We start from the raw sequence: 10372 nt of genomic DNA on the forward strand, positions 1-10372 counted from the left end.
TCAGGGCCGCGCCAGCACGCGATAGAACCCCGCCGGATCGTCCGCCCCGCGCTCCTTCGCCGCCGCGAGCCCCGCCACGATCCTGTCGGCGACGGGCAGGCGGTAATGCAGGGCGTCCCAGTAGTTCGAGTCGTCCCGTGTCACGGGGGAGGGGACGCGGAAATCCACTACCGTCGCGCCGCGGTGCCGGCCGATCTCCGCCACCCGGGCCTTGCAGGCGGCCTCGCGGGCGCCCCGCACCGTGCCGGGGCGGCCCTGCACCACCGCATGGACCGGCATGAAGGCGACGAGCCTCACGGCGTCCGGCGTCGCGGCGAGGAGGTCGTCGAGCCAGGCAAGCGCCGGCATGGGTGCATCGGGCGCGTCGTTGCTGCCGACGGGCGCCGCGGCGTCCTCGGCCACGCTGCCGCCGCCGTGGATGTGCCGGGCCGCCCGGGCCGCGTCGTAGCTCGTCTCGGGCGGGGTGAAGACCGCGTAGCCGTCCGCCCGGATGCGCTCGGGCGCGCGGCCGAGACGGTGCAGCAGCACGGCGCCGGCCGTGGTCAGGCTCTGCCAGTTCACCTGCCGCAGCGGGTCCAGCGGCGTGCCCGGCCCGTAGAGCCAGGCGGGAAAGGGCCGCGGCGTGAAGCGGCGGGTCTCCGCGTCGGCCCCGCACCAGGTCGCGTCGAGGGCGTAGAGCAGGACGTGCGGCGTGGCGTGGCGCAGGAACAGCCGCGCCATCTGCACCTGCTCGTAGGGGGTCGCCGCGTTCATGGCGAGGTTGGCGAAGCGGCCGCCGAAGGCGCGGCCCAGCGCCTCGGGGTCGAGGAGGCGCGCCGTGGAGGTGCCGATCACGGCCGCGTCGTAGGCGCCGCCGCGCACGATCTGCGGGTAGAGGAAGCGCTGGTTGGAATCCATCAGCGGCACTGCCGGGCGGCCCGGCGCGGCGCGCAATCCGTAGGGGTCCATGAACGCGACGAAGCCCGTCGCGGCGAGCCCCAGCGTCAGCGCCGCCGCGCCGAAGATCGCGGTGAAGCGGCGCCAGGCGGCCGACTGCGCCCCCGCATCCCCGCGCGCCGCCGCTCCCGCGGTTGACCCCATACACCCCAACCCCTATTGCGGGCCACGCCTTCCGCCCGACCGGCTTGTCCTACGAAAAGGCCCGTCCGCGGATGCGAGCGCGTAGCTCAGTTGGTAGAGCAACGGACTTTTAATCTGTAGGTCCTGGGTTCGAGCCCCAGCGCGCTCACCAATTTTTTCAGATAGTTAACTGGATTTTCGATGCTGATACTCGGCGGCTCACACGCTGCCGGGTATCGACACGGGTAACGATGAGCGAAGCTGGCGATTAGCACGTTCGACGATTTCTGGCGAACAACATGACGCCCGAGCAGGCGCGAGCTCCGGCAAGGAGCGCAACGGCCGCCGAAGATTCGCGATCATGGCAAGCTGTTTCGACGGTCGGACACCCCATACCCGTCAGAGGACCAGGCGCGAGGGATTGGCTTAGATCAGATTGAGCGACTTCTCGCGCTGCTGAGCAGTCATCTGCCGAGGGGACAGGTTGTCACGGCTACGTCCCCTGAATGTTAGGGCATCCGTTCCCGAACTGAACGCCGCACTTTCCGCTGCAGCGAAGCCAACTGGGTAGCTCGATCGTTTATCAGTATAGGTAATGTTAATCATCCTGGCCCATCGTACCGACGACCGCTCTAGGAAGGTCGCCGGGAGCTTACGATGCAGACCACATACTCTCTTCCTCCCGCTGCAGGTCTGGGCGAGGATTTCTCGAGTTTGCGCAAGTTGTTTGCTCGATCGTTTCCATTCCAAGATGGGGATGGAATTGCTTCCGAAGAAGTAATCGCAGAGATAGAAGCTCATCATTCTTCAGCATCTGTCGATGAGTTCGACTGGTCGGTCACCCTCGACAACATCAGAGAACTAACTGGGACGTCCAGAGAGGCGGAAGCTCGCGTACGAGCTGCTGAGGAGCGAGCGGAACGCGCTGAGGCCAGAGCTAAGGTAGCTGAACACTGGCTACGACGGCTGCACCAAGCAGTTCTAGAAGGCATGCCGCAGCATGCCAGCTCTGGCGAGAAGGGCGGGATGAAAGCGTAGAGCCCCACCGTCGAGCCCGCAGAGTGGCGGGCACCGGGCGGGCTAGAGATCAAACGCGCAGATCAGGGGCTCAGGAAGGTTGGCTTCATGCGTGATGCGAGGAGTTCGCTCACAAGCATGCGTGGCGCGCTTCGATCTCGGCTGAGTAGCGGCTCGTCAGGCTCAGAGGATTGAGGTGCCCGTGGACGGCTCAGCAACTCCTTGTCGCCTGGACGTACATAAGCGGCCGTGGCCAGATTGATCTCAGCGACCGTCCGCTGATCTGCGACGCCGCAGCCCTGGCACACGGCAACACGCCAGGATTGCCACAGCCCGCTCGTCCGCTCCTCCGTCGAGGCTACTATCGCTCGCTCGACCGAGACGATCCGCGTCGTGTCGAGATCGGTCTGCCCCTTCGGCTTTGGCAAGGCGCCGTTCTTGTCAAGCGCCAAACCGGTTGCCGATTGGGCGACAGCGGCAAAACCAACACAAGTAAAAACCAATCCAACACAAGCGACTTTGTACATGGCAACCATCCTTTTGCCCGTACAACCCAGCGCACAATAGTAAGTTCAACTTGTTGATGTTTTTGACAGCTCAGGACACCCGTCGCGGCATGAATCGGGCGGGCTGAACGAAGGGTGGCCCTGCTGTGACCGTCAGGGGGAAAGCAACAGCAGGGCCTGTCCAGGGGAGATGGGGATCAGGACTTAGGCGGTGGATCTGATGCCTCGTGTGTCGCACAAAGAAAAGCCCCGCTCGGCGGGTACCGGCGGGGCTGAAAGAGCAAGACGGTATCTACCTAGGGTCTGTCGTCACCTGAGGTGATCCAGCGTGGCTGCGAGACAGAGGATGCCGCTGAAGCTGGCTGCGGTTTTCTCGTCATGCGTGGCAACCGCCCGCCCCTCCTTCAGCCGCGCCCAGAGCCGCTCTACGATGTTGCGGTTGGCGTAGATCCATTCGAGGCAGCGCACTGGAGCCTGGTTACGCTTGGACGGGATGGCAGGTTTTGCTCCGGCTTCCGCGATCTGCTGCCGGAAGCGATGGCTGGCGTAGCCCCGATCAGCCACGACCCATTGGGGAACGCCCGGAAGCCGCTCGAGCAAGGGCAGTGCGTGTGGCAGTTCATGGGCCTGTCCCGGTGCGACCCGGAAGGCGATCGCGCGTCCTGCGCCGTCAGCGATCACGAAAGCCTTAGTCCCATAGCCGCCACGCGATCGGCCAACAGCTTCACGATCGTCTTGGCTTTAGCTGCAGATCCCCCCTTTTGGCGGCTCCAGCCGCCTTCTGATGCGCACGCATGTTGGTGCCGCCGAGGAACACCATGCCCCGTTGAACGCCGCACTCCTGTATGAGGCCGAGCAGTCGTTCCCACACCCCGCTGCGCGACTATCGGATGAAGATCTGCGCGGCCCGCCACCACGGCCCCAGCACCTGCGGGATTGCGCGCCACTTGGCGCCGTTCTGATGCCGCCACAGGATCGCCGAGAGCGTGCGCCGCAGGTCCAGCGGCGGGGTCTTCGCCTTCGGTCGACAAGCCTCAACCAGTGGCCCCAGAACAGCCCATTGCGCGTCGCTCCGCATCGTCCCTCCTCAGATAGGACGGGCAAACGCATGCGCTGCCAGATGGTTCAGGCGACGACAGACCCTAGGCATTGAGGTCCAAGTTCGGGTCGGGCTAGACGGTTTGGAGGATCGCACCGCGCGCTCGTCGTCGGCCGCTATGAACCCAGCCAGGACGCGTGTTGGCGTCGTATAGACGGTCCGGAACGTCTTCGGCATCGATCCGCGCCCGATGCAAACCGCGTGATCCCACCGCCGCCAGATGTGGGTATTGCGAGCATCGACTGCTTGCTGACGGGCTTGAGCCAACTCAATCAAGCGTCTGATCTCTGCAGCTTTCTCATCGCTCGTTGCCCCGGGCATCTCGGACTGAGCGGGACGTGGCTGAGGCTTTCCTTGAGCCTGAGCGGGTGAGCGTTGCGCGCAAAGCGCGACGATCAGTGGCGCAAAAATGCGCATGTGAGGCTCCTGACATTTCAGTGAGCACTCCCCTCAACTTGTACACTACCCCGCTCATCGAGGAAAAGTTTCATCTCAGGACGGGTAAGAACAACTCGGCCAACTAGCTGCACGAAAAAGCCGGGCTGCGGCGAACCGGGCGGGGCTGAAGGTGGTGATCAGAGGAGACCGCAGCGCGCCTTGCAGGGCGCGTGATGGATACGACGAGGCGGCGGTCGGGTTGCCATCGAGTCGTCAAATCATCGAGGAGCCGTGACGTGACCGACGACCAGCCGCCGACCGGCATCAAGCGGATCCTCGTGCGTGCCTTGGCCTACCTGCGGATCGGAATCTGGATGGGGAAGGAGTTGAACCCCTGGCGCAAGGCCTAAGGGGAAGCGGCGCTGAGGCTCAGGGCGGGTGGCGCGGCCCTTGCTGTGCTCACCTACAGGGGATCGGGGGAGCAGTACGGTGCGTAAGATCAGGACGATTTTGGATTGGATCGCCACAGGAGCGACACGGCTCGAGTGGGCGCTCGTCTCATTCCTGTTCGTCGGCTTGGCGGCTGTGATCAGCCTAGTGAGCTTGGCGTAGAGCTAAACCGCCGCAGAGCAGGGCAACCACTGGTGCGTGCCTCAAGCGGCCGGCCAGATACTTACGCCACCCAGGTCGACGCCCCCCCGAAAATGTCGTCGGTTCTTAGAAGTGCCGATGTGAAACATTTAGCCGAACTGCTCAGTCAGAGATTCAGCCCAGTCGTCCTTGAGCGCTAGAAGAGTGTCAAGTGTCTGCGCTAACGTTTTCGCTTCTCTGTCTTCTGGCACGATGCCTAAATCGACGTCGCTATGTATCATGGCAGGGCCATGAACACGGCTCCCAAAGATCCAGAGTTCCCTTATGAGCAGCTGATCTGCAGCAAAGTCGACAAGCCCTCTAAGTGTGCGGTCATCCAAGTCAATCAGTTCTGCCGGTTCATACTTCTTCAGAGCCTCTTGCATCTCAGGCAGCCCGGTAATGCACTCTGCGGTTCTCCTGGCCTCGGGCTCGCTTATGAGGTTTGGGTCTGATGACTCTGTGTAAAGGACAATCGCCAGAAGAAAACCGGAGCCTATGACATGAGGAGCGTCGGGCATGCGCTCAATTCGGTAAGGCCCCGGGAGACGTTTGGACCATGGCAGCGGGAAACGATTGCCAGTCATCGAACCTGTCCCCAGAACATCCACATGATCCCACTTAGGCCGTTCTCCCGCTAGGCTCGGCATTTGTCATGGTCCCCGGACTGCCTAAGCGGCCGGGGCTTCGTTCGTCAGTTGCGCGCCGTGGCAGGGCTGAGGAAGGGCGGCTCACCGTAGGCGGCCTCATAGGCCGCCATGCGTCGGTTTAGCGTCTGCATGGCCCAGCGGATCCGACGGAGCCGCACTTAGCGTCTAAAGCGCATTGCAAAGCTCACAAGCCAGGTAATTGCGGCACGCCCGATCATGACACCAATAGCGGCGCCGAGACTGCTGGCGGCGAAGCTAGCGAACCCCGGCGTCCGACCTGGCGCCCAGAACTGCCCGATCTCCAGAACGGCCGCTAAGGCGCCGAGGGCCGCTGCCATGCGCCAGCGCGATGTCCACTGGTAGGCGAACGCGAAGATCGCGGCCGTCCCGCAATATGCAAGAGCGTGCTCAATCTCGCCGCGCAATCCTGTTCGCGCCTCCCACTCCTGTGGGATCCACGACAGCCAGACCAGAACGACAACGCAAAGCCAGCCTATGAGGCGAAGCGCTTTGAGGCTCCGCAGAACGAGCGTGAGTGACATGTGGCTCTGTAACAATCCGGACCTGCTGTCGCGTCATCTCAGGATGAGCGCTACGTCGGAATCAACCTTCAACCGAGTGTCTATGCGTTGCTGCGGCGCGCAGTTCACCGTCTACGGCACCGCGATCCAGAACGAGATTCTGTCACCGAACGAGTGCCGGATCCGCGAGGGCCTGAACAAGCGGCCCGGCGGCGACCAGTACCGCAATCCCGCAATGACCGGCACGGGCGACCGCAACGGCCCGGCCGATCCAACTCCTCCTGCTTCTGAGCAGCAGGCGAGCGCCCAGCCGGCGGAGGCGTAGATCACCGGCAGCCGGCGGCCCCCTACCTTTCGGGGCCGGGCCGGCGGTCCGCTCGGAACCTCATCCTAGAGCCGGCGGCGATGTCTCGCAGCTCGCGCGGCCGGCGCATGATGCTCGCGACCTATGTCGGAGAGCGTTTCTCTGACAGCAGAATTCCTGACGGAATATGAGTTAGTCTGGACACCCTCCGAAGGGCTCGCCACGGCGTCAGGAAAACGGTCGTTTTCCAGGCATGTCGCGTACTAGCCGGGTGCGACCCTCCCTAGGAACCTTCGTTCCAATAGGCTTCAGACGTTGCCGGATTTACCGTTCAAAATTCTTATACCCATTCTCTTAGAATAGCCCGATGATCTGGCGGCGACTGATCGAAATGCTCAATATCAGTGTCAAATAGAGTTGCCCAATGATAATCTAACTCAGGCGGCTGAAATCTTATTAGACCCGCACCCGACGTGAATGTAAGCTCGCCAAACAAAATAGACCTATTAGTTGAATACAGATCAACACGAACATAATTGAATTCACTGGAAAGCAAAGCAGCGATATCAAGCATTTCTTGTGCGTTAGACGGCCTAGTAATATTGCTAGGATCTACGTCTTGCAAACCATGACTAAGTGTAATTGGCCTCCAGTCGGCATCAAAGAAATTCACCCTGTGATTTTCAAAGCGGTCCGTATGAATTTGAAAGTATTGAACAAGTCGCCCGCCTTTTCGAAAACAATGAATTTTATAGTCGCTGACTGATCGATCGACTTCCAGAAGTAATTTTTCGAATAATATTTAACGAGGTACCTTTTTATAATGAAGCTCTCTGAACTTTTGTGAATAATCCTGCGTCAACCACTTCTTCGCTTTATCTCTTAAAGCATCAACCTCAACAAGAGAGCTATTTGAGACAATTTCTACCCATCCCGCACCATGGCTTCCTTTCATTACATAAGACGAAGGAAGGAGATCAAAGTCGAATGTCTCAATATTATCGGTAAAAGCATATAGAGGAACGAGGTGATCTTCCCCAACCTTGTCAGAAACATAAGCTCTAACTGCAATTTTATCTGATAATTTACTAAATAACTCTTGAGGATGCAAGCGTCGATAAGCTATTCGCTCACTAAACGTTTTTTGAAATTTTAAATCAGGTATCTTGCGGTGGCAAATAGCATGAGATATGCAGATCGACAAATTGTCATTAGAGATGTGCCTTGCTTCTCTACTGGATATATTAGAAATCATTATTTCCTCATTAAAGTTTTACGAATGAAATATCTTAATTGATTGTTGACTTATGTTCTGTTCATTTGATTATTTTGGATTTCATTAATGGAGATCGTCTTTTTGTGTGAAGGCAAATGTCCATAGAGAAGACGCAGGCTTGGATCGGGCAGCGGCTCGCAGGTGTCGGGAGATGCTCCTCCGCGGAAGCAGTTCGGGTTCATAATGTCCGAGGTTTAAGCTTGGACGGTCTCTGATGTGGTGATTGGCATGCGCGCCTTGAAGCAGAGCAGGACTGGCTTCGCATTCACATGGATACACCTGACGCGATTGTGACCTCGTCCGAGGACGCGAAGGTAGCGTGGGCCGATACTCGTCTGACCTTCTGCGACACAGAGGGACAGCCCGCTTCAAGCGGGCCGTTCCATAACGCCTAACCTGCGCAGGGCTGCTCTGCTTCCATAGTTCTCCTTACGCGAGCCGAGTGATTCACTTTTTTTAGGCGAGCTGACCGCCCGAACGGCAACAACGGCATCTGGCCCGTGGCGACCTCGGTCCGACTACCTTCGCGGTTCGGATCGACGCGATGGAGCGTACTGACTGGAAGCTAAGCATTGTCAACAATCCTATACTCATATCTGCCAAGCTGCAATGTATTCAAGTGCTCGATTTTTGCCTCGATCTCCTCGGCTAAGTAGAGCCAAACCTGAGGCAACTCAGCGTGAGCAGCTTTACCAAGAGGTTGGCCGAGTTTATAGCCGACCTTAGCTAGAATGAAGGGCGAACGAAAGCCAAGCTTGTCCATGTTGGATGCGCCTTGGTTCATCGGGGCACAACGTGTGCTGCATCCTAGAGCGGAATCCGCTCACGTTGCGTCGTATCCGGCTGCGGCGAAGTAGTTGCTGCATTCGGCTGGTGTGAAGGTGTCCAGGAGCCGGCCGATGGTGGACCACAACCCTTCGACGGTGCGCTCGGCGGCCTTGCGCAGGAGCGCCTTGAGCTTGGCGAAGGCGTTTTCGATGGGGTTGAAGTCCGGCGAGTAGGGCGGGAGGTAGCGCAGGCTGGCGCCTGCCGCCTCGATCAACTCGCGCGCCCGCGGCCCCTTGTGGCTGGACAGGTTGTCCATGACCACGACGTCGCCGGCTCGCAGCTCGGGGACGAGCACCTTGGCGAGGTAGGTCTCGAAAGCGTGCCGGTTGATCGGGCCGTCGAGGACGAAGGGCGCGATCAAGCCCGTGCTGCGAAGCCCCGCCACGAAGGTGGTGGTTCTCCAGTGTCCATGGGGGCAGGCCGACCCGCAATCGCCTGCCTCGGGGCGCTCGCCCGTAGCACCGGGCCATGTTGGTCGAGGCCCAGGTCTCGTCGATGAACACCAGGCGCTCAGGGTCGAGATCAAGCTGGTCCTCGAACCACGCCTCGCGCCGTCTCAGGATGTCCGGACGGTCCTGCTCTGAGGCGTGCGCCGTCTTTTTTTGCGCGTGAGCTTGTGGCGTTGGCAAAAGCGCCAGAGCGCCGCCACGCTGACCTGAGCGCCTTGCTGGGCCAGTCGCGCCTTCAGCTCCGGAAGGGTAATATCGGGCACCTCCTCCAGCACGGCGCGGATCAGACCGGCGTGCGCCTCCGTCTTGTGCGAGAGCCGGTCACCGCCCTGCGGCTTGGGCCGGGCATCTCCGCCCGTGCGGCGCTGCGCGGCCCAGCGGATCGCGCTTGACGCGCTCACCCCAAAGCGCTCAGCCGCCCCTCGGCAGGACAGCCCCGCATCACCGGCGGCCAGGACGCGCGAGCGAAGGTCGAAGGACAAAGGCTGAGGCATGCGGGCTGGCCTCCCTCGCCAGCCCATACTCTGAATCAGATCATGCCGCCCCGCGACAGCCCCGCCGATTCAACCCGCGCGAATGTCGCTCTAGAGGTTCGATTGAGGTGACCAGTAATCCTGCTTCTCGCTCAGATGAGAGGGGCAAGACACGACTTATCGGCCAGGCGAAGGCCCTCTCCGACGTGCTGGTGCCGGCCTCGGCTGCGCCATCAGCCCGGACTCTCACAAGCCGCTTCCCTGAAGGGGACCCTGCCATATCGGCAGCCCTTTTTCGGGCTCCGCTGGCCTGTTTCCTCGTCGTTCTAGCCTTCCAGTATTCGTGCCGGTCACGGATCCCCTCCCCCTGAAGCGAGGGTCGGCGGGCCAGCCGCATCCAGGCGACCCATTCCTTCGAGACGATCCGCACCACGTTCGAAAGGTTGCGCCATGCTGTCTGCGCCCGCTCTTCGACCGTGAGCAGGCGGAGCGTGCGTGCCTGCCGGATTGCGTTCTTCGCCGTTGTATGGCTGACGCCTGCGCGAGACACGAGCCTCATGTGCACCTGATGGGGTTGCCATTCAGGATGCGAAGTCATTGAGCGGAGAGGGCGGGTTGCCAGCACGCACGCCCGGTAAGTCTATGCTATTCCACGAAGAATGTGTGCATCATAATCCTTGTGTCGGGGGTTCAAATCCCTCCCTCGCTACCAAGATTTTAGCCCGTTAGGTCAGAGACTTAACGGGCTTTTTCATGCCTTCTCGTAGGCCAGAATGTTTCGCAACAGGCTGCAACTCTCCTCGTATCCAGAAGCGCAAAGCTGCCTGCTGGAGCCAGGCTCGACGACGTGTGGCTCCGTGCCGGTCGAGGCGAACCCTACCCGAATGCGCCCGTGGGGGCCCGGCAGAGCACGTGTCGCGGCTATGCTGGCCTCCGGCGACGCAGGTGTGCGTCGTCGAAGGCCGTGACGTAGTGCGGGGTGAGCCCTGCTCTTAGGTGCAGGTTCGTCGCCTCAGGCGATGAGCCAGTTCGTAGTGTCGCTAGCGGCGGCGTAGACCTGGAACACCAGGCCGTCCTGGGCCACCTCGCCCAGATGCCTGAGGTTGGACACCACGCCGCCGGTGCCCGAGAACACCCTCAGCGAGCCGGTGTCGGAGACAACGTCGTAGACGGTGTCGGGCA

7 protein-coding genes, 1 tRNA gene and 3 pseudogenes are annotated in these 10372 nt (G+C 60.8%); 3 read left to right on the forward strand and 8 right to left on the reverse strand.

Annotation, left to right across the window (positions count from 1 at the left end; genetic code table 11):
• Nucleotides 1–1080 carry a hypothetical protein gene (locus tag MFF55_RS18765; protein WP_238245634.1) on the reverse strand — a complete coding sequence of 360 codons (1080 nt, stop codon included), beginning with the start codon at nt 1078–1080 and terminating at the stop codon, nt 1–3.
• Between the two features lie 75 nt (nt 1081–1155).
• Here MFF55_RS18765 and MFF55_RS18770 point away from each other — a divergent pair.
• Nucleotides 1156–1231 (forward strand) — tRNA-Lys (locus tag MFF55_RS18770).
• Nucleotides 1232–1716: 485 nt separating this feature from the next.
• On the forward strand, nt 1717–2097 hold the full coding sequence (locus tag MFF55_RS18775) for a hypothetical protein (protein WP_238245635.1): 381 nt from the start codon (nt 1717–1719) through the stop codon (nt 2095–2097).
• Between the two features lie 62 nt (nt 2098–2159).
• On the opposite strand, the gene MFF55_RS18780 is transcribed toward MFF55_RS18775, so the two are convergent.
• The 4 genes and pseudogenes from MFF55_RS18780 to MFF55_RS18795 all read right to left on the reverse strand — a co-directional run bounded on the left by MFF55_RS18780 (nt 2160) and on the right by MFF55_RS18795 (nt 5881).
• Nucleotides 2160–2603 (reverse strand): hypothetical protein, encoded by a 444-nt coding sequence (locus MFF55_RS18780; protein ID WP_238245636.1) that lies wholly within the window; start codon nt 2601–2603, stop codon nt 2160–2162.
• Nucleotides 2604–2891: 288 nt separating this feature from the next.
• Nucleotides 2892–3660, reverse strand: a pseudogene (locus MFF55_RS18785) (IS5 family transposase).
• 1139 nt (nt 3661–4799) lie between these two features.
• Nucleotides 4800–5210 carry a nucleotidyltransferase domain-containing protein gene (locus MFF55_RS18790; RefSeq protein WP_238245637.1) on the reverse strand — a complete coding sequence of 137 codons (411 nt, stop codon included), beginning with the start codon at nt 5208–5210 and terminating at the stop codon, nt 4800–4802.
• Nucleotides 5211–5497: 287 nt separating this feature from the next.
• Nucleotides 5498–5881 carry a VanZ family protein gene (locus tag MFF55_RS18795; RefSeq protein WP_238245638.1) on the reverse strand — a complete coding sequence of 128 codons (384 nt, stop codon included), beginning with the start codon at nt 5879–5881 and terminating at the stop codon, nt 5498–5500.
• Between MFF55_RS18795 and MFF55_RS18800 the strand changes: the two genes are divergently transcribed.
• Nucleotides 5880–6185: a phage portal protein gene (locus MFF55_RS18800; RefSeq protein ID WP_238245639.1), complete on the forward strand. Its 306-nt coding sequence runs from the start codon at nt 5880–5882 to the stop codon at nt 6183–6185. The two genes, MFF55_RS18795 and MFF55_RS18800, sit on opposite strands and share 2 nt — an antisense overlap.
• Nucleotides 6186–6504: 319 nt before the next feature.
• Here MFF55_RS18800 and MFF55_RS18805 read toward each other — a convergent pair.
• From MFF55_RS18805 to MFF55_RS18815, 3 genes and pseudogenes are all read right to left on the reverse strand, one after another.
• Nucleotides 6505–7419: pseudogene (locus tag MFF55_RS18805) on the reverse strand (ATP-grasp fold amidoligase family protein).
• Between the two features lie 586 nt (nt 7420–8005).
• Nucleotides 8006–8224 (reverse strand): hypothetical protein, encoded by a 219-nt coding sequence (locus MFF55_RS18810; protein ID WP_238245640.1) that lies wholly within the window; start codon nt 8222–8224, stop codon nt 8006–8008.
• Nucleotides 8225–8263: 39 nt separating this feature from the next.
• Nucleotides 8264–9211, reverse strand: a pseudogene (locus MFF55_RS18815) (IS630 family transposase).
• Between the last annotated feature and the right edge of the window lie 1161 nt (nt 9212–10372).

This window comes from Methylobacterium iners (assembly GCF_022179305.1).
GTDB classification, from domain to species: domain Bacteria; phylum Pseudomonadota; class Alphaproteobacteria; order Rhizobiales; family Beijerinckiaceae; genus Methylobacterium; species Methylobacterium iners.

Bases quoted from the DNA above. Each gene is read 5' to 3' on its own strand.
- MFF55_RS18765 (WP_238245634.1), bottom strand. From the start codon at position 1,080: ATGGGGTCAACCGCGGGAGCGGCGGCGCGCGGGGATGCGGGGGCGCAG.
- MFF55_RS18775 (WP_238245635.1), top strand. From the start codon at position 1,717: ATGCAGACCACATACTCTCTTCCTCCCGCTGCAGGTCTGGGCGAGGAT.
- MFF55_RS18780 (WP_238245636.1), bottom strand. From the start codon at position 2,603: ATGTACAAAGTCGCTTGTGTTGGATTGGTTTTTACTTGTGTTGGTTTT.
- MFF55_RS18790 (WP_238245637.1), bottom strand. From the start codon at position 5,210: ATGCCCGACGCTCCTCATGTCATAGGCTCCGGTTTTCTTCTGGCGATT.
- MFF55_RS18800 (WP_238245639.1), top strand. From the start codon at position 5,880: ATGTGGCTCTGTAACAATCCGGACCTGCTGTCGCGTCATCTCAGGATG.
- MFF55_RS18795 (WP_238245638.1), bottom strand. From the start codon at position 5,881: ATGTCACTCACGCTCGTTCTGCGGAGCCTCAAAGCGCTTCGCCTCATA.
- MFF55_RS18810 (WP_238245640.1), bottom strand. From the start codon at position 8,224: ATGAACCAAGGCGCATCCAACATGGACAAGCTTGGCTTTCGTTCGCCC.